Genomic DNA, 24,366 nt, shown 5'->3' with positions numbered 1-24,366 from the left:
ATCGTTTTTACTATTTTACCCCGCAAGAATCATCGTTAAAATCAGATTATAATGTAGGAATAGTTCGCTTTTTACGATCTATAAAGGAGGTTGCGTCACCAGCGGAGGAAGATTTTTTGACGCCCGAAAGCGGTGGCTGATGACCTCAAAACTCAATAATCATAGCTTAAGGTCACAATTTCTGAAGGATTTATTCGGAAAAGTAATAATTAATTTGTGGTAAGCCAGAGCTGTTTGTTAGGGCGATATTTCAAATATATCCAACTTGTCCTCAATAATTGCAATAAAGGGACAAATCAACGTTAACTAATTGAATCCTTAAAAAATTACGCCATAAAAATGCGAGGCGTCTTCAGGATTGGGGTTGATATAATCAAATGGATTAAAGTGAATAGTATAATAGCGGCGGGTGCTTGAGGCTGTCTGTCTCAGGCATTAGCTGGATGGCAGATAGAGAAAAGCCCCGAGTGATATTTTACCATCAACCCGAGGCCCCCTATATGCTGAACATATGTAGAGTGCCTCTTACTGACCGTAAGGTCAAGGAGAAGAGAGCAATGAAGCAGCATAAGGCGATGATTGTCGCCCTGATCGTCATCTGTATCACCGCCGTAGTGGCGCGCTGGTAACGAGAAAAGACCTCTGTGAGGTTCACATCCGAACTGGCCAGACGGAGGTTGCTGTTTTCACGGCTTACGAATCCGAGTAAGAGCAACGGCGGGGAGTGATCCCCGCCACTTTACAGGTGCTCGCATATCTTCAACACACCCTTGTTTTTACCCAAGCCTGCCCACGGGTAGGCTTTTCAGGAAATTAGCGAGTCAGGTCGTCAAAAAACTTCTTCACGCCGTCGAAGAAACTCTTCGAACGCGGGCTGTTGTGCTCGCCGGTTGGGCCTCCGAAGCTTTCTTGCAGATCTTGCAGCAGTTGTTTCTGCTTCTCGTTCAGACCTACCGGTGTTTCGACCACGACGCGGCACAGTAAATCCCCCTGCGCACCGCCGCGGACAGACTTCACGCCTTTACCACGCATGCGGAACAGCTTACCGGTCTGGGTTTCTCCAGGCACTTTCAGTTTGACGCGGCCATCGAGGGTCGGCACTTCGATTTCACCACCAAGTGCGGCCATCGCGAAGTTGATCGGCACTTCGCAATACAGGTTGTTACCTTCACGTTCGAAAATCGGGTGCTGTTTAACCTGAACCTGGACGTACAGATCGCCTGCTGGTGCGCCGTGCTCGCCCGCTTCACCTTCGCCCGCAAGACGGATGCGGTCTCCAGTGTCCACCCCTGCCGGGATTTTAACGGACAGCGTTTTGCTACGCTCAACACGACCATGACCATGACATTTGTTGCACGGATCTTTGATCAGCGTACCTCGGCCCTGACAGTGTGGACAGGTCTGCTGTACGGCAAAGAACCCCTGGCGCATCTGCACTTGACCAGAACCATGACAGGTCGGACAGGTCTGCGGTTGCGTACCCGGTTTTGCACCGCTACCGTGGCAAACGTCACACTCTTCCAGAGTCGGAATGCGGATCTCTTTGGTCACGCCACGTACAGCTTCTTCGAGGGTGAGCTCCATGTTATAGCGTAAATCAGCACCACGCGCCGCACGTTGACGACCACGTCCGCCGCCAAAAATATCGCCAAAAACGTCACCAAAAATATCGCTGAAGTCTGCGCCGCCGCCAAAACCGCCGCCGCCCATGCCGCCTTGCTCAAACGCCGCATGACCATACTGATCGTATGCCGCGCGTTTTTGCGAATCGGTCAGAACTTCATAAGCTTCCTTGATCTCTTTAAATTTCGCCTCGGCCTCTTTGTCACCCTGGTTACGGTCCGGGTGATATTTCATGGCCAGGCGTTTATAGGCCTTTTTGATTTCACGCTCTTCCGCAGTTTTGGAAACGCCTAAAATCTCGTAATAATCTTGCTTAGCCATCTTTTTTAATTTGCCCCTAGATGAATGCACGGGCGGAGAGGAAAATCCCCTTCGCCCGTGTCAGTATAATTACCCGTTTATAGGGCGATTATTTTTTGTCTTTGACTTCTTCGAATTCAGCGTCGACAACATCGTCATCTTTCGCGTTGTTTGCAGAAGCATCAGCACCGGCAGTCTGCTGCTGGGCATGTTGCTGTTGGGCGATTTCCATCAGTTTCTGGGAAACCTGTGCCAGTTCCTGCATTTTCGCTTCGATAGCGGCTTTGTCTTCACCTTTCAGAGCAGTTTCCAGCGCAGTCAGCGCAGACTCGATGGCAGTTTTGTCGTCAGCCGGCAGTTTGTCGCCTGCTTCTTCAACCTGCTTACGGGTGCTGTGCAGCAGATGGTCGCCCTGGTTGCGAGTCTGTACCAGCTCTTCAAACTTACGGTCTGCTTCGGCGTTAGCTTCAGCGTCGCGTACCATTTTCTGGATTTCATCTTCGTTCAGACCAGAAGAAGCCTTAATGGTGATCTTCTGCTCTTTACCGCTGTTTTTGTCTTTCGCAGAAACGTGCAGGATACCGTCAGCATCGATATCGAAGGTAACTTCGATCTGCGGCATACCGCGCGGTGCCGGGTTGATACCATCCAGGTTGAACTGACCCAGAGATTTGTTATCAGCCGCACGTTTACGTTCACCCTGCAGCACGTGGATGGTTACTGCAGACTGGTTGTCTTCAGCGGTAGAGAACACCTGGCTGTGCTTGGTCGGGATAGTGGTGTTTTTCGCGATCAGCGTCGTCATCACACCGCCCATGGTTTCGATACCCAGAGACAGCGGGGTAACGTCCAGCAGCAGTACGTCTTTCACGTCGCCAGTCAGTACACCACCCTGAACGGCAGCACCGATTGCCACAGCTTCGTCCGGGTTAACGTCTTTACGCGGCTCTTTACCAAAGAACTCAGCAACTTTCTTCTGAACCATTGGCATACGAGTCTGACCACCAACGAGGATAACATCGTCGATATCAGATACGGACAGGCCAGCGTCCTGCAGAGCAACTTTCAGCGGCTCGATGGAACGGTTCACCAGGTCTTCTACCAGGCTTTCCAGTTTTGCACGAGTCACTTTGATGTTCATGTGTTTCGGACCGGTCGCGTCTGCAGTGATGTACGGCAGGTTAACGTCGGTCTGCTGAGCAGAAGACAGCTCGATTTTCGCTTTTTCTGCCGCTTCTTTCAGACGCTGCATTGCCAGCGGATCGTTACGCAGGTCAATGCCCTGATCTTTCTTGAATTCTTCAACCAGGTAGTTGATCAGGCGGCTGTCGAAGTCTTCACCACCCAGGTGGGTATCACCGTTGGTTGCCAGAACTTCGAAGGTTTTTTCACCGTCAACTTCGTCGATTTCGATAATGGAAATATCGAAAGTACCACCACCAAGGTCATAAACAGCGATAGTACGGTTGCCTGTACCTTTGTCCAGACCGTAAGCCAGTGCAGCGGCGGTCGGTTCGTTGATGATACGTTTTACTTCCAGACCAGCGATACGGCCTGCGTCTTTCGTTGCCTGACGCTGAGCATCGTTAAAGTATGCCGGTACGGTGATAACTGCTTCAGTTACCGGTTCACCCAGGTAATCTTCTGCAGTTTTCTTCATTTTTTTCAGCACTTCGGCAGAAATCTGCGGCGGTGCCATTTTCTGGCCTTTAACTTCGACCCATGCGTCGCCGTTATCAGCAGCAATAATTTTGAACGGCATGATGGAAACATCACGCTGTACTTCTTCGTCCTGGAAGCGGCGGCCAATCAGGCGTTTAATCGCAAACAGGGTGTTTTGCGGGTTCGTCACTGCCTGACGTTTAGCCGGCTGACCAACCAGAGTTTCACCATCCTGGGTATAGGCAATGATAGAAGGCGTGGTGCGATCGCCTTCGGCGTTCTCCAGCACACGAGGAGTGGTGCCATCCATAATCGCTACACAAGAGTTGGTAGTACCCAGGTCGATACCAATTATTTTACCCATCTAAACGTCTCCACTATATATTCGGTCATCATGTGGTTGTGAGTCTGTAATAGGGGCGAAACGTCTGGTTTCAACTGCCCAATTTCATTTTTTTGCAGACTCACTCACTGCGGTTGACTACTAAATGGGGTCGTAACCCACGTCATCAAGGGGGAGATGCAAAAATTTTTTGTGCTTTTGCGCAGAAATTTCGCGATATGGCGGAAGAAGACGAGAAACGGACTGGAATTTAATTCCTATAAAGGATGAATTCAACACAAAATTATCACCAAAAAATTGTAATAAAAATAACATATTACGTTCATGCGTCATGTTTTCTCTGCCAACAAACCAGTCGCTATTTGTCCTCCTGGTGCTCCCCACAAGGAGAATCCTTATGAAATCTGTTTTTACGATTTCTGTCAGCCTGGCTATTGGCCTTATGTTGTGCTGTGCCGCGCAGGCTAACGACCATAAAATCCTCGACGTCATTGCCATGACGCGTAATGAAACTAACGATCCCGCACTGCAATGCCCCGTTTGCCGCGTTGTAAAACACATACAACTCACCGCCGATCATGGCGATTTACAGTTAAGCGACTTTTAAAGCGAGTCAGGGAGGCCTGTGGCGCCGCATTAAATGGGGTTAAAGCCGTCAGCGGTAGCGTCCTTCGCGTCACGATCCCGGCACTACTACAAATCGCCTTCCTGCGGCGAATAGTTAACACCACTCAAGTGTGATACCTGATACCGGGGAAAATTTTCATTTTCCCATCAAAAGATCATAGACACTGCCCCACTGGCTGATTATTATGCCGCGCCCCGAAAACACTACAGTTATTCAGGGAAATTATTTCACCATTCATTCGATGATGATTTTTGAGGAATTATGGGCAACACTAAGTTGGCTAACCCGGCACCGCTGGGCCTGATGGGCTTCGGCATGACCACCATTCTGCTTAACCTGCACAACGTGGGTTATTTCGCTCTGGACGGTATTATTCTCGCCATGGGCATCTTCTACGGCGGTATCGCGCAAATTTTTGCCGGTCTGCTGGAGTATAAAAAAGGCAACACTTTCGGCTTAACTGCCTTCACTTCTTACGGCTCTTTTTGGCTGACGCTGGTTGCGATTCTGCTGATGCCGAAACTGGGTCTGACCGACGCGCCGAATGCGCAGTTCCTCGGTGTTTATCTGGGGCTGTGGGGCGTGTTTACGCTGTTTATGTTCTTCGGCACGCTGAAAGGTGCACGCGTTCTGCAATTCGTTTTCTTCAGCCTGACCGTGCTGTTTGCCCTACTGGCTATCGGTAACATTGCCGGTAACGCTGCGATCATCCACTTCGCGGGCTGGATAGGTCTGATCTGCGGTGCCAGCGCGATCTACCTGGCAATGGGTGAAGTGCTGAACGAGCAGTTTGGTCGCACCGTTCTGCCAATTGGTGAATCCCACTAATTGCTTGATATCCCCCGCACGGGGGATATCAGCGTGCGCTTTATTCATGCCGGATGCGGCGTGAACGCCTTATCCGGCCTACATAATCATGCAAATTCAATATATTGCAGGAAGATCGTAGGCCTGATAAGCGTAGCGCATCTGGCAGTTTTGCGTTTGTCATCAGTCTGATCCCCCCGCCTGGGGGGATTTTTTTATTCGCTAACTTCACGTCTTGCACTCTTCGGTCTGAATGCCGCTACCACTTCAGGTGCCGTTTCAACGTATGGTCCTTCCAGCAACTGAATGCAGTACGGCACACTGGCAAAAATACCGTGCACCACGACATTGCCCTCGCCATCCTTCACGCCTTCCAGCGTCTCTTTGATGGACTTCGGCTGACCAGGCAAATTAAGAATCAATGCCTGTTTACGAATCACGCCCACCTGCCGCGAAAGGATCGCGGTTGGAACAAAATGCAGGCTAATCTGGCGCATCTGTTCGCCAAAACCCGGCATCTCGCGATCGGCTACTGCCAACGTTGCATCGGGTGTCACGTCACGGCGCGCGGGGCCAGTACCGCCGGTTGTCAGCACCAGATGGCAACTCATTTCGTCCACCAGCTCACACAAGGTTTGCTCAATGATCGCCTGCTCATCAGGGATTAAACGGGTTTCCAGCTCAAATGGCGTCGTCAGCGCCGATGCCAGCCACTCTTCCAGTGCAGGAATGCCTTTATCCTGATAAACGCCGCTGGACGCGCGATCAGAAATGGAAACTAAGCCGATACGTAAAGTATTCATCAAGATTTTTCCGTTTAAACAGTCTCGTTAAACAGAATGATACACTGCGAAGGGAGTGACAGACAGGCTTCAGAAGAGGTAGCGTGACCGACTTCCCGGCCACGCTAAGAATGATTACAGCAGAGCGCCGATCATTTTTTCCAGTTTTTCCTGGTCAACAGCAAACTTACGGATACCTTCCGCCAGTTTATCTACAGCCATTGGATCCTGGTTGTGCTGCCACAGGAACTCGGACTCAGTGATACGTGCCGGACGCGCTTTCACTTCGCCAGTGTAGGACAGTTTACGTTCAATAGCCCCTTCGCTCTCTGCCAGTTCTTTCAGCAGTGCCGGAGCAATGGTCAGACGGTCGCAACCTGCCAGTTCCAGAATTTCACCGATGTTACGGAAGCTTGCGCCCATAACCACGGTTTCATAACCATGCTCTTTGTAGTACTGGTAGATTTCCGATACAGAAACCACGCCAGGATCTTCTGCCGGAGCGTACTCTTTCTTGTCGGTATTGGCTTTGTACCAGTCAAGAATACGGCCAACAAACGGAGAGATCAGGAATACGCCAGCTTCTGCACAAGCACGCGCCTGGGCGAAGGAAAACAGCAGAGTCAGGTTACAGTTGATACCTTCTTTTTCTAGCTGTTCAGCAGCACGGATACCCTGCCAGGTAGACGCCAGTTTGATCAGAATACGATCGTTGCTGATACCCGCATCGTTGTAGAGCTTGATCAGACGTTTTGCTTTTGCAATTGACGCTTCGGTGTCATAGGAAAGACGCGCATCAACTTCAGTTGAGATACGGCCAGGAACCAGTTTCAGGATTTCCAGACCAATGTTTACTGCCAGTTTGTCAGTCGCGTCCACGATTTGCTGTGCGCGATCGTTGCTCTGCTGTTTCGCCCATGCGACAGCATCATCAATCAACTTGCGGTATTCCGGAATCTGCGCTGCGTTAAGAATGAGAGAAGGGTTGGTTGTGGCATCCTGCGGTTGATACAGCTTCATTGCCGCGATGTCCCCAGTGTCGGCCACTACAGTGGTGTACTGACGAAGGGAGGTCAATTTGTCCGTCATGATAGTATTTCTCTTTAAACAGCTTGTTAGGGGGATGTAACCGGTCTGCCCTGATGATATCACGACGCAACGACAGCGCAACCGCAGACGAGAGGGTTATCGCCAGGCGAGACTGTTTAGGTTTTCTGACACTGCGTTGATATCGCTCGCCATTTTTAAGCAAAAACTCAAGTATGCTACACAAGCGTTATCTACCAATGCACATCGTATATAATTCTTAATCAATTGGTAACGTTTACACAGGAATGTAACCGCGTGCCGGCGACAAGAGGGATACGAATGCCTGACTTTTTCTCTTTTATTAACAGTGTTCTATGGGGATCAGTGATGATCTACCTGCTCTTCGGCGCAGGTTGCTGGTTCACTTTTCGCACCAGATTCGTTCAGTTTCGCTACATTCGCCAGTTTGGCAAAAGTCTCAAAAATAGCGTTCATCCACAACCGGGGGGCTTAACGTCTTTTCAGTCACTGTGTACCAGTCTTGCCGCGCGCGTCGGCAGCGGTAACCTCGCCGGTGTTGCGCTGGCCATTACTGCCGGTGGACCCGGTGCCATCTTCTGGATGTGGATTGCCGCGTTTATCGGCATGGCGACCTCTTTTGCCGAATGTTCCCTTGCCCAACTTTATAAAGAACGTGACGCTAATGGGCAGTTTCGCGGTGGTCCGGCATGGTATATGGCGCGTGGATTGGGGATGCGCTGGATGGGCGTGCTATTCGCTATCTTTTTGCTCATCGCCTACGGATTGATTTTCAGCGGTGTTCAGGCAAACGCCGTCGCCCGCGCGATGCATTTTGCGTTTGATGTCCCACCATTAGTAACGGGCATCATACTCGCTGTCTTTGCCCTGTTGGCGATAACCCACGGTATTTATGGTGTCGCCCGACTGATGCAATGGTTTGTCCCTGTAATGGCATTAATTTGGGTACTCGCCAGTCTGATTATTTGTGCGATGAATATCGAGCAACTTCCTCACATCATTTGGTCTATTTTTGACAGCGCCTTTGGCTGGCAGGAAGCGGCAGGCGGCACCGCGGGTTACACCCTGAGCCAGGCAGTTACGAACGGCTTTCAGCGCAGTATGTTTTCTAATGAGGCGGGAATGGGGTCGACACCAAATGCAGCGGCGGCGGCAGCATCCTGGCCGCCGCATCCGGCAGCACAAGGTATTGTTCAGATGATCGGCATTTTTATCGACACCCTGGTCATCTGCACGGCAAGCGCCATGCTAATATTGCTGGCCGGAAACGGTACAACCTATATGCCGCTGGAGGGTATTCAGCTTCTCCAGAAAGCGATGCGAGCACTAATGGGTTCCTGGGGGGCAGAGTTTGTCACAATAGTGGTGATTCTGTTTGCCTTCAGCTCTATCGTCGCCAATTACATTTATGCGGAAAATAACCTTTTCTTTTTACGTATGAACAACACTAAAGCGATCTGGTGTCTGCGTATCTGCATCTTTGCCACCGTGATTGGTGGCACGCTACTTAGCCTCCCCATGATGTGGCAACTGGCTGATATTATTATGGCGTGTATGGCGATCACTAATCTGACCGCTATTTTGCTGCTCTCTCCGGTAGTGCATACCATTGCCAGTGATTATCTGCGCCAGCGTAAACTCGGCATACGCCCGATGTTTGATCCGCTGCGCTACCCGGACATCGGCCAGCAACTCGCACCTGATACGTGGGATGATGTTTCGCAGGACTAATCACAACTATCGATCAATTCATCCGCATTTTTTGCTACAGTCGCTGTAAATTTCCTGCAAGGACTGGATATGCTGATTCTGATTTCACCTGCGAAAACGCTTGATTATCAAAGCCCGTTGGCTACCACGCGCTATACGTTGCCGGAGCTGTTAGATCACTCACAGCAGCTTATTCACGAAGCGCGGAAGCTGACACCCCCGCAGATTAGCACGCTGATGCATATCAGCGACAAACTGGCGGGTATCAACGCCGCTCGCTTTCATGACTGGCAGCCAGATTTCACGCCGGAGAATGCCCGGCAGGCGATTCTGGCGTTCAAAGGCGATGTCTACACCGGTTTGCAGGCCGAAACCTTCAGCGAAGAAGATTTCGCTTTTGCCCAGCAGCATCTGCGTATGCTTTCCGGTTTGTATGGCGTACTGCGTCCACTCGATTTAATGCAGCCATACCGTCTGGAAATGGGGATCCGTCTTGAGAACGCCCGGGGCAAAGATCTGTACCAATTCTGGGGTGATGTGATCACCAACAAGCTGAACGAGGCGCTCGAAGCGCAAGGCGATCAGGTAGTAATTAACCTGGCGTCAGATGAGTATTTTAAATCAGTGAAACCGAAGAAACTGAATGCTGAGATTATCAAGCCGGTGTTCCTCGATGAGAAGAACGGCAAGTTTAAGGTTATTAGTTTCTACGCTAAGAAAGCGCGCGGCCTGATGAGTCGTTTTATTATTGAGAATCGCCTGACCAAACCAGAACAACTGACTGGCTTTAATCGTGAAGGTTACTTCTTTGATGAAGCCACCTCCAGCAATAGCGAACTGGTGTTTAAACGCTACGAGCTGCGTTAAGTTTGCGGTAAATGCCGGATACGGCGTAAACGCCTTATCCGGCCTACAAAAGCATGCAGATTCAATATATTGTAGAGATCACGTAGGCCTGATAAGTGTAGCGCATCAGGCAATTTTGCGTTTGCCATCAGGCTCAAATGCCGGAGGTCATCCGGCAGTTATGTTTACCGATGGTGTCTGTCCGGACCTGGACGATGATCGCCGCCGTGATCGTTTCGATGATCTCCGCGGTGATCATTTCGATGATCATTATACCAATTATGGTGCGGCTGCGATCCGTGTGAGTGCCAGCGATTATCTCGCCATTCGTAATTTCTATACCACCAGTTATGGTCACGCCAGTAACCGCCATCCCAGTAGTAACCGCGATGATCGCGATCGCCAATCTGTAATTTCACTGATGGTACTAGCATTATTTCCTCTGCCTGCGCTGCCATAGGAGCGACCAGAATCAGGGAAAGTGCGAGCAGGATAGATTGCATCTTTTTCACAGGTGACTCCTTTTATCATTGCCAGTTATGGGCCGATATCCGGAGCTTACGGTAAAAGAATCCCCGTTGTCATTCTCTACAATTAAAAGAGCTAAGTTACCGCATTTATTGAAAATTTCTCCTTTTTTTCTGTCGATTTTTCTCATATTTTCTCCACAAAAAAGCCGAACTGCATAAACGCAAGCCCGGCCATTTTCAGGAAATTAATGGATACTACTTATGATTCATCATCAGCTTGCGCAGCGCGGCAAAATCAGCGGGCAGATTATGAGAAAGCAGCGGTAAATCAGCACGTTCTGCCAGCTCTTTTGGCAGCTCCAGCGTTTCACCAAGAATTACCTCCACGCTCTCTTTAAATTTCGCCGGATGCGCGGTGCCGAGGAACAGACCATATTCGCCTGGGTGAAGCTGGTCACGCAGCGCACGGTAAGCCACGGCAGCATGCGGTTCTGAGGTATATCCCAGATCTTTTAATTCGCGCATCGTCTGCCGGGTCGATTCATCATCCACCGCCGCATAGCCCAACTCCTTCAATTGCCAAATTTTGCGGCGGAACAACTCTTCTACACGCGGCCAGTTATTCGGCTGGCTAACATCCATCGCATTGGATAATGTCGCCTGGGTGGCTTTTGGCGACCACTGCCCGTCGTGCAGGAAACGCGGCACTGTATCGTTAACGTTAGTGGCAGCGATAAAACGCTTCACCGGCAGACCGAGAGATTTTGCCAGCAGGCCTGCAGTTAAATCACCGAAGTTACCGCTTGGCACCGAGACAACCAACTGGTTCCGCGCCTCCTGCGGCAACTGCGCCACAGCCTCAAAGTAGTAGCAAATCTGCGCCAGCAACCGGCTGATATTAATGGAGTTAGCTGAGTTCAGCCCAAGCGCCACTTTCAGCTCTTCATCATCAAACGCCTGCTTCACCAGTGCCTGACAGGCATCGAAATCGCCGTCGATAGCGACAGTTTCAATGTTGCCGCCTAATGTACAGAACAGTTTTTCTTGCAGTGGGCTGATTTTGCCGCGCGGATAGAGGATAACCACTTTTACATTCGGTAAACCATAGAACGCGTGAGCCACTGCCGCCCCGGTATCGCCGGAGGTCGCGGTCAGAATAGTCACCGGTTTATCGCCCGCAATATGAGTCAGCATTTGCGCCATAAAGCGACCGCCGAAATCTTTAAATGCCAGCGTTGGCCCGTGGAACAGTTCCAGGCAACCGACATCGCTTGTAACTTTGGCAACCGGAGCCGGGAATGCAAACGCTGCACACACGCGCTCTTCCAGTGCGTCCTGCGGGATCTCATCGCCAATAAACGCTGAGAGGATCTTCGCGCTGCGGGTAACGAAATCCAGCTTCAGCATCTCATCAATTTCGGTCAGACTAAATTCCGGTAGATCGTGCGGAAAAAATAGCCCCTGATTTTTACCCAACCCCTGCGTTACGGCTTGCGCAAAGCTGACCTGTTCGTTGTGATCTTTCAGATTGTAGAGTTTCATTTAGTTTTCCAGTACTCGTGCGCCCGCCGTATCCAGCCGGCAAATATGAACAAAACCTTCCTGATTTTGCAGGTAGTTCTTACCCAACCAGTCAGCAACGCGTTGGGCGGTATCCAGCTTGTCACACAGAGCGAACAAGGTCGGGCCAGAGCCGGAGATACCGCTCGCTACTGCGCCGATTTCCGCTACCGCCTGCCGTGCCTGCCTGAAGCCCGGCAGTAAACGTTCACGGTAGGGTTCAGCGATAACATCTTTCATCAGCTTCGCGGCAAGCTCAGGCTGACGGGAATAGCAGGCGTGAATGAAGCCCGCCAGATGCCGCCCGTGAGCAATGCAATCCTGACGGCGGTACTGCGCCGGTAAAATAGCCCGAGCTTCTGCCGTCGAGACTTTAATCCCCGGATACGCCAGCACCCACAACCACTCATCAAACCCCGGCACCTGCTGGCTGATGATGCCGTTTTCTTCGATCATCAACTGCATACCGCCAAGAAAGCACGGAGCCACATTGTCGTAATGAATGCTGCCAGAAATACGCCCTTCCAGCTCGCCCATCAAGGCCAACAGGCGGGTATCGTTGAGCGGCTTGCCACAGTGCTCATTCATCGCGACCAGTGCCGCGACCACTGAACAGGCGCTGGAACCTAAGCCAGAACCGATCGGCATATTCTTTTCCAGGGTCATCGCCACTGGAATTTGCTTGCCCAGTTCCTGGCAAAAACGCTCCCAGCACTGATAAACGATATTTTCTCGCGGTTCTGACGGTAGTTTGTCGGCAAACTGTCCGAGGTTGTTGAGACTGAATGCCTCTGCCGCCTCAACCGTCACCACATCCCCAAGCAATTCGCCATCAACAGGCGTTACCGCCGCGCCGAGTACATCAAACCCGACGCTCATATTGGCACTGGAAGCCGGAGCATAAACTTTAACCATTTCAGACTCCTAACTTCCATGAGAGGGTGCGTAGCAGATCGGCAAAGACACCGGCAGCCGTAACATCATTGCCCGCGCCGTAACCGCGCAAAACCAGCGGCAGCGGCTGATAATAGTGGCTATAGAAGGCTAATGCGTTTTCGCCGTTTTTTACTTTGAACAGCGGATCGTTACCATCCACTTCAGCAATCTTCACGCGGCAGACACCATCTTCACCAATGTTGCCAACATAGCGCAAAACTTTGCCTTCATCACGAGCCTTCGCCACGCGTGCGGCAAAGAGATCGTCAAGCTGTGACAGGTTCGCCATAAAAGCCGCAACATCACCCTCAGCGTTAAACCCGGCTGGCAGCACAGGTTCGATTTCAATATCCGCCAGTTCCAGTTCACGCCCGGTTTCACGGGCGAGAATCAACAGCTTACGCGCCACATCCATACCGGACAGGTCATCTCGCGGATCCGGTTCGGTATAACCCATTTCCCGCGCCAGCGTGGTCGCTTCAGAGAAGCTCATACCTTCATCTAACTTGCCGAAGATAAACGAGAGCGAGCCAGAAAGAATGCCGGAGAATTTCATCAATTCATCGCCAGCGCTGAGCAAGTTTTGCAGGTTCTCAATAACCGGCAGTCCCGCACCGACATTGGTGTCGTAGAGGAATTTACGCCGTGATTTTTCCGCCGCGTAACGCAACTGATGGTAGTAATCCATCGACGAGGTGTTGGCCTTTTTATTCGGCGTCACCACGTGGAAACCTTCACGCAGGAAGTCGGCATATTGATCCGCCACCGCCTGGCTGGAGGTGCAGTCGACAATCACCGGGTTCAACAGATGATATTCTTTCACCAGGCGAATTAAACGCCCGAGATTAAACGGCTCTTTGGCTTGCGCCAGTTCTTCCTGCCAGTTTTCCAGGTTAAGGCCATGCACATTGGTCAGCAACGCCTTCGAGTTGGCAACGCCGCAGACACGTAAGTCGATATGTTTGTTCTTCAGCCAGCTTTGCTGACGCTTCAGTTGCTCCAGCAGCGCACCGCCAACGCCACCGACGCCAATCACAAAGACTTCGATAACCTGATCGGTATTGAACAGCATCTGGTGGGTTACACGCACCCCCGTCGTCGCGTCATCGTTATTTACCACCACGGAGATTGAGCGTTCAGAAGACCCTTGGGCAATGGCGACAATATTGATATTGGCGCGAGCCAGCGCGGCAAAGAATTTCGCTGAGATCCCGCGAAAAGTGCGCATACCATCACCCACCACCGAAATTATTGCCAGTCGTTCAGTGACCGCCAGCGGCTCCAGTAAACCTTCTTTTAGTTCAAGGTAGAACTCTTCCTGCATCGCCCGTTCAGCGCGTGCACAGTCGCTTTGTGGAACGCAGAAACTGATACTGTATTCGGAAGACGATTGGGTAATCAGCACCACCGAAATTCTGGCACGTGACATTGCAGCAAACACACGCGCCGCCATGCCAACCATCCCCTTCATTCCTGGACCGGAAACGCTGAACATCGCCATATTATTCAGATTGGAAATCCCTTTTACCGGTAGTTCGTCTTCGTCACGGCTGGCGCCAATAAGCGTACCGGGCGCTTGTGGGTTTCCGGTGTTTTTAATCAGGCAAGGGATCTGGAACTGGGCGATAGGGGTAATGGTGCGAGGATGAAGAACTTTAGCGCCGAAGTAAGAAAGCTCCATCGCTTCCTGATAGGACATCGACTTCAACAACCTCGCATCGGGCACCTGACGCGGGTCGCAGGTATAAACACCGTCAACGTCCGTCCAGATCTCGCAGCAATCGGCGCGTAAACAAGCAGCCAGTACCGCAGCGGAGTAGTCGGAACCATTGCGCCCCAGCACCACCAGTTCGCCTTTTTCATTACCGGCGGTGAAACCAGCCATCAGCACCATGTGGTCAGCCGGAATGCGGCTTGCAGCAATACGGCGGGTAGATTCGGCAATATCGACGGTAGATTCGAGGTAATGACCGACTGCCAGCAGTTTTTCGACCGGATCGATAACGGTAACGTTGTGACCGCGCGCTTCCAGTACACCGGCCATAATAGCGATCGACATTTTTTCACCACGGCAGATAAGCGCAGCGTTGATGCTGTCCGGACATTGTCCCAGCAGGCTAATACCGTGCAGGACATGCTTAATTTGGGCAAATTCTTGATCGACAAACGTTTTCAGTTGCGCCAGCGGGAATCCCGGCTGGGCGGCGGCGAGTCCAGTCAGAAGTTCGGCAAAAATACGTTCGGCATCGCTGATATTGGGTAAAGCATCCTGGCCGCTAATGGTTTTTTCAATCATCGCCACCAGATGGTTGGTAATTTTGGCGGGGGCAGAGAGGACGGTAGCCACCTGCCCCTGCCTGGCATTGCTCTCCAGAATATCGGCAACCCGCAGAAAACGTTCTGCATTTGCCACTGATGTACCGCCGAACTTCAACACTCGCATGGTTGTTACCTCGTTACCTTTGGTCGAAAAAAAAGCCCGCACTGTCAGGTGCGGGCTTTTTTCTGTGTTTCCTGTACGCGTCAGCCCGCACCGTTACCTGTGGTAATGGTGATGGTGGTGGTAATGGTGGTGCTGATGCGTTTCATGGATGTTGTGTACTCTGTAATTTTTATCTGTCTGTGCGCTATGCCTATATTGGTTAAAGTATTTAGTGACCTAAGTCAATAAAATTTTAATTTACTCACGGAAGGCTACCCGTCCATAAGCTGCTGGCAAGTGCTCTTTTTTTAATCCACACTGAGACATATTTCCCGTTGCAGTCAGAATTAAAACCTAAAGATAACATTCCCTACAGTTTTTTATTTGGTGATATTTTTTTCAATATCATGCAGCAAACGGTGCAACATTGCGGTGTCTCGTTGCTCTAAAAGTCCCAGGCGTTGTTGTAACCAGTCGATCAGTTTTGTGTCATCTGCCACCGCTAACGTCGTTAACAATGACATGACTCGTTCGCGTAAAGCACGCAGTTGATGTTGGTCTGCCGTTGCGTCACTTTTCGTCGGTTGTTGTATTAATGTTGCTAATTGATAGCAATAAACCATCACCGCCTGCCCCAGATTAAGCGAAGGGTAATCTGCCACCATCGGCACGCCAGTAAGAATATCAGCCAGCGCCAGTTCTTCGTTTGTCAGACCGGAATCTTCCCGGCCAAATACCAACGCCACATGATTCATCCACGTCGATTTTTCCTCCAACAACGGCACCAGTTCCACCGGCGTCGCATAGTAATGATATTTCGCCCGGCTACGCGCAGTGGTGGCGACAGTAAAGTCGACATCGTGTAAAGATTCAGCCAGTGTTGGAAAAATTTTAATATTATCAATAACATCACCAGAGCCATGTGCAACCCAGCGGGTGGCGGGCTCCAGATGGGCCTGGCTATCGACAATGCGCAGTTCGCTAAATCCCATTGTTTTCATTGCCCGCGCCGCTGCACCTATATTTTCTGCTCTGGCGGGTGCGACCAGAATAATCGTTATACGCATGTTGCTACTCTTCTTGACCAAATAACCGCGAACAGGGTGATGAATGTCAACTTACTGCGCGGAGAGAATTTACAAAATATTAACGCAAGTCGCAGAAAAAGCCCTTTACTTAGCTTAAAAAAAGCTAAACTATTTCCTGACTGTACTAACCGTTTAATTGTTAAAAAACGCTACATATCTTTCTGTTTACTTAGGATAATTTTATAAAAAATAAATCTCGACAATTGGATTCACCACGTTTATTAGTTGTATGATGCAACTAGTTGGATTATTAAAATAATGTGACGAAAGCTAGCATTTGGATACGATGATTTCATCAAACTGTTAACGTGCTACAATTGAACTTGATATATGTCAACGAAGCGTAGTTTTATTGGGTGTCCGGCACGTCTTAGCCTGTTATGTCGCTGTTAAAATGGTTAGGATGACAGCCGTTTTTGACACTGTCGGGTCCTGAGGGAAAGTACCCACGACCAAGCTAATGATGTTGTTGACGTTGATGGAAAGTGCATCAAGAACGCAATTACGTACTTTAGTCATGTTACGCCGATCATGTTAATTTGCAGCATGTATCAGGCAGGTCAGGGACTTTTGTACTTCCTGTTTCGATTTAGTTGGCAATTTAGGTAGCAAACATGCAGACCCCGCACATTCTTATCGTTGAAGACGAGTTGGTAACACGCAACACGTTGAAAAGTATTTTCGAAGCGGAAGGCTATGATGTTTTCGAAGCGACAGATGGCGCGGAAATGCATCAGATCCTCTCTGAATATGACATCAACCTGGTGATCATGGATATCAATCTGCCGGGTAAGAACGGTCTTCTGTTAGCGCGTGAACTGCGCGAGCAGGCGAATGTTGCGTTGATGTTCCTGACTGGCCGTGACAACGAAGTCGATAAAATTCTCGGCCTCGAAATCGGTGCAGATGACTACATCACCAAACCGTTTAACCCGCGTGAACTGACTATCCGTGCACGCAACCTGCTGTCTCGTACCATGAATCTGGGTACTGTCAGCGAAGAACGCCGTAGCGTTGAAAGCTACAAGTTCAATGGTTGGGAACTGGACATCAACAGCCGTTCGTTGATCGGCCCTGATGGCGAGCAGTACAAACTGCCGCGCAGCGAGTTCCGCGCCATGCTTCACTTCTGTGAAAACCCTGGCAAAATTCAGTCCCGTGCTGAACTGCTGAAGAAAATGACCGGCCGTGAGCTGAAACCACACGACCGTACTGTAGACGTGACGATCCGTCGTATTCGTAAACATTTCGAATCTACGCCGGATACGCCGGAAATCATCGCCACCATTCACGGTGAAGGTTATCGCTTCTGCGGTGATCTGGAAGATTAATCGGCTTTACCACCGTCAAAAAAACGGCGCTTTTTAGCGCCGTTTTTATTAGCCAATATTATTTCCAGATACGTAACTCATCGTCCGTTGTGACTTCTTTACTGATTTTCATTTTCGGCATTGAAAACGCATACCAGTCGATATTGCGAGTCACAAACATCATACCTGCCAGCGCCACCACCAGCACACTCGTCCCCAACAACAGCGCGCTATCGGCAGAATTCAGCAGTCCCCACATCACGCCATCCAGCAACAACAAAGCCAGGGTAAACAACATGCTGTTGCGCCAACCTTTTAATACCGCCTGCAAGTAAACACCGTTCATTAACGCCCCTATCAGGCTGGCGATTATCCAGGCCACGGTAAAACCGGTATGTTCAGAAAACGCCAGCAAGAGTAAATAAAACATCACCAATGACAGCCCCACCAGCAAATATTGCATTGGGTGTAAACGTTGTGCGGTTAGCATTTCAAAAACAAAGAAGGCCATAAAAGTCAGCGCAATGAGCAAAATGGCGTATTTGGTCGCCCGGTCCGTTAATTGATACTGATCGGCTGGCGTAGTGACTGCGACGCTAAACGCCGGGAAATTGTCCCAACGGGTATTATTGCCTGAAGCAAAACGCTCACCGAGGTTATTGGCAAACCAACTACTTTGCCATTGCGCCTGAAAACCGGTCTCGCTGACCTCCCGTTTTGCGGGCAAAAAATCACCTAAAAAACTGGGGTGCGGCCAGTTACTGGTTAAGGTCAATTCGCTATTACGCCCCGTCGGCACCACGGAAAGGCTCCCTGTTCCGCTTAAATTCAGCGCCATATTCAGCTTCAGGTTCTGCTTCAGCCAGTTCCCTTCGGTTAAAGGAATATGCACGCCCTGCCCGCCTTGCTCTAACCCTGTTCCGGGTTCAATGGTCAGCGTCGTTCCGTTAAGTTCAGGTGCTTTCACCACCCCAATACCACGCGCATCACCTACACTAATCACAATAAACGGCTTGCCTAAGGTGATATTGGGCGCGTTGAGTTCGCTAAGACGCGAAACGTCAAAATCGGCTTTTAGCGTTAAATCACTGTGCCAGACCTGACCGGTATAAATGCCTATCTTCCGTTCTTCCACGTTCTGATTGCCATCAACCATCAACGACTCAGGTAACCAGAAATGGATAAAACTTCGTTTCCGCTCCACGGTTTTTTCTTCTTCCTGCACCGTATAAAGCTCAGTTACAGGGATAGCGATGAGCGGCCCGACCAACTTTTGCGACCCACTGGTGCTTTGACGAATTGCATCCTCAACATCACTACGGTAATCGGCACGTTCGACAATCACCTGCCGAATCAACATTAATGGAATTAACAGCAGCAACACGGCACCAAACAAAGTGGCCATTTTCCAGAACAGGGGGGATTTCAACATAGTCTTCTCCTTTGCAATGGCTGCAGTGTATGAAGACTATGTGGGAAGAATTTGAAGTTATGTGAAGTGCAGGTGAAGTCGGAGCGAGGCCAGCACGCCGCCTTGCGGCACGTTGCGCAGTGTGACTTCACCATTAAGCAAACGGGCAACTTCGCTGACAAACGCCAGTCCCAACCCACTGCTTTTTTGTCCATTCTCGCGCGGCAAAGAGTAAAAGCGTTCAAAAATACGCGACAGCGCGTAGTCAGGAATGCCGCTACCGGTATCCTGCACGTTAAGCGTAACTTGCTCCTGATCCACCCCAGCACTAAGCGTTATACAGCCATGCTCGGGGGTAAAATCGATGGCGTTATCCAGTAAATTCCCCAGCGCCTGTTCCAGCAACGCCGGTTCAGCAACAACGTTAACCTCGATGGGCATAACATTCAGAGTGATATTTTTTTCTGCCAACTGTACGGTGCGCGCTTCGCTGACGCGGAGAAATAATGCCGCCACATCAACCGCAGAAAGAACGACCTCCTGACGATTTTCCAGTCTTGCCTGGCGTAGTAGCGTTTCAACCAGCGCCTGCATTCTCGCGTTTTGTGTCAAAATATTGTCGGTAAAACGGGCTACCACTTCCGGTGGCGGTCCTTCGCGTAAGATTTCCGCCGCGCCACGAATTGCTGCCAACGGACTTTTCAGCTCATGGGTTAACGCGTAGACATACTGCTCAATATAGTTTTTCCCTTCCAGCTTCACGCGCATACTTTCCAACGCCTGCGCTAACTTACGCAACTCGCTGCTGCCAAGATCAGGGAGCGGAACGGGTTTATTATCGGTGACGGAATCAGCATAACGGGTGAGTCGGGCAATGGAGCGGTTGATCCACCAAACCATTCCGGCACCAATCACCAGTGCAATTCCCAGCAAAATGCCGCTCGCCCATAATATTCGCCGCTCGCTGCGTTTAATCACTGGCGCCATCGCCGCGTTCGGTTTGCCTACGCTCAAAACACCAATAAGCCGCGAGCCGTCCATAATGGGAGCAGCAACATACATCACAGAACTTTCGGGATCGGCGGGATTTTGCAACGTACTGCGCGCGCCATACTGACCGCGCAACGTTAGCCAGACATCATTCCAGCGTGAGTAATCCTGCCCAACGGCTTTATTTGCCGAGTCGAACAAAACTTTGCCCTGTGCATCAGTCATATAAACATGGTATTCGTTGCGCACTTTGTGAATGCCGCCGATATTGGCGCGAAACGGGCGATTTTGTAGTTGGTCAAACGCCTGTGCCAATTGCCCATGCGCAGGATCGCCAGAGAGCAAATCAGGGCGCGCCAGCTCCGCCAGCAACGTTGCGGTGTCGATCAACGTCCCTTCCGTCGCCCTTCGCACGCCCGGTTTAACTTCTTTGACAAAAATAGCCAGCACGAACCAGGCAGCCACTGCTACCAGTAAAAAATAGCCCAGCAACAGTCGCATGCCGATGCGCATTACAGACTCCTCAGGCTGTATCCCATGCCGCGGTGGGTATTAATCGGTGAAAGCTCGGGATTGATGCAGCGCAGCTTGGCACGCAGCGTTTTAATGTGGGTATCGACGGTGCGATCGTAAGTGTCCTGCGCGTCTTCCCAGACACTATCCATCAATTGCTGGCGTGACCAGACGCGGCCTGGCGACTTGAGTAACGTTTTCAGCAATAAAAACTCGTATCGCGTCAGCGTTAATGGCGTGTCAAACCAGCTTATCTGCGCCGCAGGTTCATTCAGTTCAAAATGACCAATACGGATGACGGGAGGCGGCGTAGAAAATTTCTTCACCCGACGCAGCAAGGTGCGCACTCTGGCGCACACTTCGCGAGGTGAAAACGGTTTAGCCACGTAGTCGTCAGCACCAATTTCCAGCCCAAGCAGACGATCGACCTCTTCACTACGGGCCGTCAGGAACAGCACAGGCAACGCCGGATGGATCGCCAGCAACTGGCGGCATAATTCAAAGCCGCTGATATCAGGCAGACCAACATCGAGAATAATAACGTCGGGAACCCGCTGGCGCGCTTTATCGAGCACCGGCAAGCCCCGCTCAAAAACGTCGACGGCAAAACCTTCCTGCTGCAACATGTAGACCAGCGTGTCGGCTATCCCTTGCTCGTCTTCTACTAACCAGACCGTTTCCCGTTGCATAAATCGCCTCTGTTATTGTCGCCACGGCATGACAGGGACGGCGCTGATGGCATTTTTCGGTGAACCATCGACAACTTTGTCGGAGTAAGCCAGATAGGCGAGCGCATTGCGTTTGGCATCATAGAAGCGCACGACCTGTAACGACTTAAAGACCAGCGATGTACGTTTCTTGAATACCACTTCGCCCTGGGCTTTGCCGTTTTTAATGCGTTCTGACAGTTCAATCGGTCCGACTTGCTGGCAGGAAATAGCCGCGTCGGAAGTATCTTCCGCCAGCCCCAATCCGCCTTTAATACCGCCCGTTTTCGCCCGGCTCACATAGCAGGTGACATTTTTTACATCGGGATCGTCGAAGGCTTCTACGACAATTTTGTGATCCGGGCCGATCATTTTAAATACGGTATCAACCGAACCAATTTCTTCCGCATGTGCCAACGGCCCCAGCATTATCAGGCTTAAAGATAGGATCAAATGCTTGTATTTCATATTGTTACCATTTTTATAAGTTACATTAAGCAATTAGTTCGTCACGGTAAATAACATATTGATTAAGAACAAAATCTCAATACTTTTATTCCCGTAAAGACCTGAAACATACTCTACTAAGAAAAAAACACTGAATGCTAAAACAACAAAAAATGCTATTATCCAATTACCTGATGTCAGGTGCTCGTTGTTGAAAGGATGAGGAAATTTTATGGATCAGGCCGGCATTATTCGCGACCTTTTAATCTGGCTGGAAGGTCATCTGGATCAGCCCCTGTCGCTCGACAATGTAGCGGCGAAAGCAGGTTATTCCAAGTGGCACTTACAGAGAATGTTTAAAGATGTCACTGGCCATGCTATTGGCGCGTATATTCGTGCTCGTCGTTTGTCGAAATCAGCGGTAGCACTACGCCTGACCGCGCGCCCGATTCTGGATATTGCGCTGCAGTACCGCTTCGACTCTCAACAGACATTTACCCGCGCATTTAAAAAGCAATTTGCTCAAACACCTGCGCTGTACCGTCGTTCCCCGGAATGGAGTGCTTTTGGCATTCGCCCACCGCTACGTCTGGGTGAATTCACTATGCCAGAACACAAATTTGTCACCCTGGAAGATACGCCGCTGATTGGTGTTACCCAGAGCTACTCCTGCTCGCTGGAGCAAATCTCTGATTTCCGCCACGAAATGCGCTACCAGTTCTGGCATGATTTTCTCGGCAACTCGCCTTCTATTCCGCCAGTACTTTACGGTCTGAATGAAACGCGCCCAAGCCAGGATAAAGACGACGAACAAGAGGTGTTCTACACCACTGCGTTAGCCCAGGATCAGGCTGACGGCTATGTATTAACCGGGCATCCAGTGATGTTGCAAGGCGGCGAATATGTGATGTTTACCTACGAAGGTCTGGGAACAGGCGTGCAGGAGTTTATCCTGACGGTATACGGAACATGCATGCCAATGCTCAACCTGACACGCCGTAAAGGTCAGGATATTGAGCGATACTACCCGGCAGAAGATGCCAAAGCGGGAGATCGCCCAATTAATCTGCGCTGCGAACTGCTGATTCCAGTGCGTCGTTAACGCTGTAACTCATCTAATGCAGGGGCGTCCAGATGCGAGATGTCCCCTGCAGTTTCAACAACCCAGCCAGACGCCAGCCACAGGCTTTCCTGATAATCCACGCGCGAAATAGAACAGTTACGCAGGCGTAAACGGCGTTCTGCCCACGCCGGTAAGCCCAGAATGGTACTCACCAGACACCCCAGCGCGATACCGTGACTCACCAGCAGCGGTCGACTTCCCTGCGGTAAATCCCGACAAGATTCCAGTGCGGCATTGACGCGATCGCTCAGTTCCTGCATTGACTCGCCTTCAGGAATACGCCCGTCAACGGTGCCATTCACTAACTGGCGACGCCAGTTCTCTTCTTCTTCGGTCAGAGAATCAATATGTCTTTTTTCCAGCACCCCCATATTTAACTCACGCAGGCGGGGATCAAGGATGATGTCACAACCGCAAGCCTGGGCGATGATTTCCGCTGTACGCCGGGTGCGACCTAAATCGCTACTGATAATGTGGGTGATGCCAAGTTCTTTGGCACGGTTCGCCACCTGCATTGCCTGTTGCTCACCTTTTGCGGTTAGCGGGCTGTCAGACTGGCCCTGAATACGCCGCTCGGCGTTCCACTGCGTTTCGCCGTGGCGGACAAGGTATACCTGTAACATGCTTTTTTTCCGTATACTGCTTTAACGTTAATTTTTTGAGTAATCCTGATTATGCACCATGTTGTCTGTGCGACCACTAACCCCGCTAAGATTCAGGCCATTTTGCAGGCATTTCACGAGATCTTCGACGAAGGATCCTGCCATATTGAATCCGTTGTCGTCGAGAGCGGCGTACCGGAACAGCCTTTTGGTAGTGAGGAAACGCGCGCTGGCGCACGAAATCGGGTAGCAAATGCCCGCCGTTTACGTCCAGAGGCTGATTTTTGGGTGGCCATTGAAGCGGGTATAGATGGTGACAGCACCTTCAGTTGGGTGGTAATTGAAAACGCCAGCCAGCGTGGTGAAGCACGTTCGGCAACCTTGCCGTTGCCTGAGGTGATTCTGGAAAAAGTGCGTGAGGGCGAGGCGCTTGGGCCAGTAATGTCGCGCTATACCGGCATTGATGAGATTGGTCGTAAAGAAGGGGCGATCGGCGTGTTTACCGCCGGGAAACTCACCCGCGCCAGTGTCTATCACCAGGCGGTGATCCTGGCGCTAAGTCCGTTTCATAATGCCGTGTATCAGCCATTGCAGGACGGATAAGGCGTTCACGCCGCATCCGGCATTCGGTGCACGATGCCTGATGCGACGCTGATGCGTCTTATCAGGCCTACAAAATCAATCGCTTTTCAGCAACACGCCTTCCAGCCACTGACGTAGCTCGACGGGTGCCGCTTTCAGGCTGTTAGATCCACGCGTAATCGTCGCGATGCCCGCACCGAGTTCATTTTTTAACTCGCGCTGACTCATTTCACCGCGCAATAACTCTTCGACAATACGCACACGAGTCCCTAACGCTTCGCGCTCATCCGGCGTCAGCATCAGGTTTAACAACGGTAAATGGAGATCGTTTTCGTAGGCATTCTTAAGCAGGTCGACAAAACGTAACCACTCCTGGTGACGCTGTTCTGCCATCGCTGCTGAATAGGGTGATTGTTGGGCCATAGTGTGTCGCCAT

At 50.7% G+C, this 24,366-nt stretch carries 23 protein-coding genes, 3 pseudogenes and 1 other annotated feature; of the genes and pseudogenes, 9 read left to right on the top strand and 17 right to left on the bottom strand.

Annotation, left to right across the window (positions count from 1 at the left end; translation table 11 throughout):
* Positions 1-557 precede the first annotated feature (557 nt).
* Positions 558-709 (top strand): annotated as a pseudogene (gene mokC / locus A1SC_RS0122485) (type I toxin-antitoxin system toxin MokC).
* Positions 710-813: 104 nt separating this feature from the next.
* Here mokC and dnaJ read toward each other — a convergent pair.
* Both dnaJ and dnaK read right to left on the bottom strand, forming a co-directional pair.
* The gene (gene dnaJ / locus A1SC_RS03115; RefSeq protein ID WP_001118463.1) at positions 814-1,944 is read right to left on the bottom strand and encodes a molecular chaperone DnaJ; all 1,131 of its coding nucleotides are present in this window, start codon (positions 1,942-1,944) and stop codon (positions 814-816) included.
* Positions 1,945-2,032: 88 nt separating this feature from the next.
* Complete coding sequence (gene dnaK / locus A1SC_RS03120; RefSeq protein ID WP_000516135.1) at positions 2,033-3,949, bottom strand: molecular chaperone DnaK; 1,917 nt, start codon at positions 3,947-3,949, stop codon at positions 2,033-2,035.
* A gap of 376 nt (positions 3,950-4,325) precedes the next feature.
* On the opposite strand from dnaK, the pseudogene A1SC_RS03130 reads away from it, so the two are divergent.
* From A1SC_RS03130 to satP, 3 genes and pseudogenes are all read left to right on the top strand, one after another.
* Positions 4,326-4,526: pseudogene (locus A1SC_RS03130) on the top strand (DUF2541 family protein); the annotation flags it as partial.
* A 29-nt stretch (positions 4,527-4,555) separates the two neighbouring features.
* A pseudogene (locus A1SC_RS25960) lies at positions 4,556-4,669 on the top strand (hypothetical protein); the annotation flags it as partial.
* 148 nt (positions 4,670-4,817) lie between these two features.
* Complete coding sequence (gene satP / locus A1SC_RS03135) at positions 4,818-5,384, top strand: acetate uptake transporter (protein WP_000528538.1); 567 nt, start codon at positions 4,818-4,820, stop codon at positions 5,382-5,384.
* A gap of 194 nt (positions 5,385-5,578) precedes the next feature.
* Here the strand turns inward: satP and mog are convergent, their stop codons facing one another.
* Together mog and tal are read right to left on the bottom strand one after the other, a co-directional pair.
* Positions 5,579-6,166 (bottom strand): molybdopterin adenylyltransferase, encoded by a 588-nt coding sequence (gene mog / locus A1SC_RS03140; RefSeq protein ID WP_001517716.1) that lies wholly within the window; start codon positions 6,164-6,166, stop codon positions 5,579-5,581.
* Between the two features lie 114 nt (positions 6,167-6,280).
* The gene (gene tal, locus A1SC_RS03145) at positions 6,281-7,234 is read right to left on the bottom strand and encodes a transaldolase (RefSeq protein WP_000130186.1); all 954 of its coding nucleotides are present in this window, start codon (positions 7,232-7,234) and stop codon (positions 6,281-6,283) included.
* Positions 7,235-7,513: 279 nt separating this feature from the next.
* On the opposite strand from tal, the gene A1SC_RS03150 reads away from it, so the two are divergent.
* Complete coding sequence (locus tag A1SC_RS03150) at positions 7,514-8,944, top strand: alanine/glycine:cation symporter family protein (RefSeq protein WP_016249591.1); 1,431 nt, start codon at positions 7,514-7,516, stop codon at positions 8,942-8,944.
* 69 nt (positions 8,945-9,013) lie between these two features.
* Complete coding sequence (yaaA, locus tag A1SC_RS03155) at positions 9,014-9,790, top strand: peroxide stress protein YaaA (RefSeq protein WP_000906159.1); 777 nt, start codon at positions 9,014-9,016, stop codon at positions 9,788-9,790.
* A gap of 164 nt (positions 9,791-9,954) precedes the next feature.
* Here yaaA and A1SC_RS0122475 read toward each other — a convergent pair whose 3' ends face one another.
* The 7 genes from A1SC_RS0122475 to yjjY form a co-directional block, all read right to left on the bottom strand.
* Entirely contained in the window at positions 9,955-10,281 is a 327-nt protein-coding gene (locus A1SC_RS0122475; protein WP_032141498.1) for a DUF2502 domain-containing protein, read from the bottom strand.
* A gap of 213 nt (positions 10,282-10,494) precedes the next feature.
* Positions 10,495-11,781: a threonine synthase gene (gene thrC, locus A1SC_RS03160; protein ID WP_016262848.1), complete on the bottom strand. Its 1,287-nt coding sequence runs from the start codon at positions 11,779-11,781 to the stop codon at positions 10,495-10,497.
* Positions 11,782-12,714: a homoserine kinase gene (gene thrB, locus A1SC_RS03165; RefSeq protein ID WP_001517712.1), complete on the bottom strand. Its 933-nt coding sequence runs from the start codon at positions 12,712-12,714 to the stop codon at positions 11,782-11,784. It lies immediately after the preceding gene.
* Position 12,715: 1 nt separating this feature from the next.
* Positions 12,716-15,178, bottom strand: coding sequence for a bifunctional aspartate kinase/homoserine dehydrogenase I (thrA, locus tag A1SC_RS03170; protein WP_016262847.1), 2,463 nt, complete (start codon positions 15,176-15,178; stop codon positions 12,716-12,718).
* A gap of 25 nt (positions 15,179-15,203) precedes the next feature.
* Positions 15,204-15,323 (bottom strand) — a sequence feature (Thr leader region).
* The gene (gene thrL, locus A1SC_RS0122465; protein ID WP_001386572.1) at positions 15,259-15,324 is read right to left on the bottom strand and encodes a thr operon leader peptide; all 66 of its coding nucleotides are present in this window, start codon (positions 15,322-15,324) and stop codon (positions 15,259-15,261) included. (Overlaps the previous feature by 65 nt.)
* 213 nt (positions 15,325-15,537) lie before the next feature.
* On the bottom strand, positions 15,538-16,224 hold the full coding sequence (locus tag A1SC_RS03175; RefSeq protein WP_016262846.1) for a tRNA/rRNA methyltransferase: 687 nt from the start codon (positions 16,222-16,224) through the stop codon (positions 15,538-15,540).
* 399 nt (positions 16,225-16,623) lie between these two features.
* Positions 16,624-16,764, bottom strand: a complete 141-nt coding sequence (gene yjjY / locus A1SC_RS0122460) for a YjjY family protein (protein WP_001303782.1) — start codon at positions 16,762-16,764, stop codon at positions 16,624-16,626.
* 95 nt (positions 16,765-16,859) lie between these two features.
* Between yjjY and arcA the strand changes: the two genes are divergently transcribed.
* Entirely contained in the window at positions 16,860-17,576 is a 717-nt protein-coding gene (arcA, locus tag A1SC_RS03180; RefSeq protein WP_001194358.1) for a two-component system response regulator ArcA, read from the top strand.
* 58 nt (positions 17,577-17,634) lie between these two features.
* On the opposite strand, the gene creD is transcribed toward arcA, so the two are convergent.
* The 4 genes from creD to creA are packed head-to-tail and all read right to left on the bottom strand — an operon-like array spanning position 17,635 to position 21,644.
* Positions 17,635-18,987 carry a cell envelope integrity protein CreD gene (gene creD / locus A1SC_RS03185; protein WP_016249589.1) on the bottom strand — a complete coding sequence of 451 codons (1,353 nt, stop codon included), beginning with the start codon at positions 18,985-18,987 and terminating at the stop codon, positions 17,635-17,637.
* A gap of 57 nt (positions 18,988-19,044) precedes the next feature.
* On the bottom strand, positions 19,045-20,469 hold the full coding sequence (creC, locus tag A1SC_RS03190) for a two-component system sensor histidine kinase CreC (protein ID WP_016262845.1): 1,425 nt from the start codon (positions 20,467-20,469) through the stop codon (positions 19,045-19,047).
* On the bottom strand, positions 20,469-21,158 hold the full coding sequence (gene creB / locus A1SC_RS03195; protein WP_001188652.1) for a two-component system response regulator CreB: 690 nt from the start codon (positions 21,156-21,158) through the stop codon (positions 20,469-20,471). The genes creC and creB overlap by 1 nt, the downstream gene beginning before the upstream one ends.
* Before the next feature lie 12 nt (positions 21,159-21,170).
* Entirely contained in the window at positions 21,171-21,644 is a 474-nt protein-coding gene (gene creA / locus A1SC_RS03200; RefSeq protein ID WP_000875488.1) for a protein CreA, read from the bottom strand.
* Between the two features lie 211 nt (positions 21,645-21,855).
* Between creA and robA the strand changes: the two genes are divergently transcribed.
* Positions 21,856-22,725 carry an MDR efflux pump AcrAB transcriptional activator RobA gene (gene robA, locus A1SC_RS03205; RefSeq protein WP_000371670.1) on the top strand — a complete coding sequence of 290 codons (870 nt, stop codon included), beginning with the start codon at positions 21,856-21,858 and terminating at the stop codon, positions 22,723-22,725.
* Here the strand turns inward: robA and gpmB are convergent.
* Entirely contained in the window at positions 22,722-23,369 is a 648-nt protein-coding gene (gene gpmB / locus A1SC_RS03210; protein WP_016249587.1) for a 2,3-diphosphoglycerate-dependent phosphoglycerate mutase GpmB, read from the bottom strand. The two genes, robA and gpmB, sit on opposite strands and share 4 nt — an antisense overlap.
* A gap of 51 nt (positions 23,370-23,420) precedes the next feature.
* On the opposite strand from gpmB, the gene yjjX reads away from it, so the two are divergent.
* Entirely contained in the window at positions 23,421-23,951 is a 531-nt protein-coding gene (gene yjjX, locus A1SC_RS03215) for an inosine/xanthosine triphosphatase (RefSeq protein WP_000546619.1), read from the top strand.
* A 75-nt stretch (positions 23,952-24,026) separates the two neighbouring features.
* On the opposite strand, the gene trpR is transcribed toward yjjX, so the two are convergent.
* Entirely contained in the window at positions 24,027-24,353 is a 327-nt protein-coding gene (trpR, locus tag A1SC_RS03220) for a trp operon repressor (RefSeq protein WP_000068671.1), read from the bottom strand.
* Positions 24,354-24,366: the final 13 nt, after the last annotated feature.

The organism is Escherichia sp. KTE52 (assembly GCF_000408325.1).
GTDB lineage: Bacteria > Pseudomonadota > Gammaproteobacteria > Enterobacterales > Enterobacteriaceae > Escherichia > Escherichia marmotae.
The sequence above is the reverse complement of the archived record's forward strand: the minus strand, read 5'-3'. Positions and strand labels throughout refer to the sequence as shown.

What these genes read in the sequence shown, in the direction of transcription:
- dnaJ (WP_001118463.1), bottom strand. Translation starts at nt 1,944, where the DNA reads ATGGCTAAGCAAGATTATTACGAGATTTTAGGCGTTTCCAAAACTGCG.
- dnaK (WP_000516135.1), bottom strand. Translation starts at nt 3,949, where the DNA reads ATGGGTAAAATAATTGGTATCGACCTGGGTACTACCAACTCTTGTGTA.
- satP (WP_000528538.1), top strand. Translation starts at nt 4,818, where the DNA reads ATGGGCAACACTAAGTTGGCTAACCCGGCACCGCTGGGCCTGATGGGC.
- mog (WP_001517716.1), bottom strand. Translation starts at nt 6,166, where the DNA reads ATGAATACTTTACGTATCGGCTTAGTTTCCATTTCTGATCGCGCGTCC.
- tal (WP_000130186.1), bottom strand. Translation starts at nt 7,234, where the DNA reads ATGACGGACAAATTGACCTCCCTTCGTCAGTACACCACTGTAGTGGCC.
- A1SC_RS03150 (WP_016249591.1), top strand. Translation starts at nt 7,514, where the DNA reads ATGCCTGACTTTTTCTCTTTTATTAACAGTGTTCTATGGGGATCAGTG.
- yaaA (WP_000906159.1), top strand. Translation starts at nt 9,014, where the DNA reads ATGCTGATTCTGATTTCACCTGCGAAAACGCTTGATTATCAAAGCCCG.
- thrC (WP_016262848.1), bottom strand. Translation starts at nt 11,781, where the DNA reads ATGAAACTCTACAATCTGAAAGATCACAACGAACAGGTCAGCTTTGCG.
- thrB (WP_001517712.1), bottom strand. Translation starts at nt 12,714, where the DNA reads ATGGTTAAAGTTTATGCTCCGGCTTCCAGTGCCAATATGAGCGTCGGG.
- thrA (WP_016262847.1), bottom strand. Translation starts at nt 15,178, where the DNA reads ATGCGAGTGTTGAAGTTCGGCGGTACATCAGTGGCAAATGCAGAACGT.
- A1SC_RS03175 (WP_016262846.1), bottom strand. Translation starts at nt 16,224, where the DNA reads ATGCGTATAACGATTATTCTGGTCGCACCCGCCAGAGCAGAAAATATA.
- yjjY (WP_001303782.1), bottom strand. Translation starts at nt 16,764, where the DNA reads ATGACTAAAGTACGTAATTGCGTTCTTGATGCACTTTCCATCAACGTC.
- arcA (WP_001194358.1), top strand. Translation starts at nt 16,860, where the DNA reads ATGCAGACCCCGCACATTCTTATCGTTGAAGACGAGTTGGTAACACGC.
- creD (WP_016249589.1), bottom strand. Translation starts at nt 18,987, where the DNA reads ATGTTGAAATCCCCCCTGTTCTGGAAAATGGCCACTTTGTTTGGTGCC.
- creC (WP_016262845.1), bottom strand. Translation starts at nt 20,469, where the DNA reads ATGCGCATCGGCATGCGACTGTTGCTGGGCTATTTTTTACTGGTAGCA.
- creB (WP_001188652.1), bottom strand. Translation starts at nt 21,158, where the DNA reads ATGCAACGGGAAACGGTCTGGTTAGTAGAAGACGAGCAAGGGATAGCC.
- creA (WP_000875488.1), bottom strand. Translation starts at nt 21,644, where the DNA reads ATGAAATACAAGCATTTGATCCTATCTTTAAGCCTGATAATGCTGGGG.
- robA (WP_000371670.1), top strand. Translation starts at nt 21,856, where the DNA reads ATGGATCAGGCCGGCATTATTCGCGACCTTTTAATCTGGCTGGAAGGT.
- gpmB (WP_016249587.1), bottom strand. Translation starts at nt 23,369, where the DNA reads ATGTTACAGGTATACCTTGTCCGCCACGGCGAAACGCAGTGGAACGCC.
- yjjX (WP_000546619.1), top strand. Translation starts at nt 23,421, where the DNA reads ATGCACCATGTTGTCTGTGCGACCACTAACCCCGCTAAGATTCAGGCC.
- trpR (WP_000068671.1), bottom strand. Translation starts at nt 24,353, where the DNA reads ATGGCCCAACAATCACCCTATTCAGCAGCGATGGCAGAACAGCGTCAC.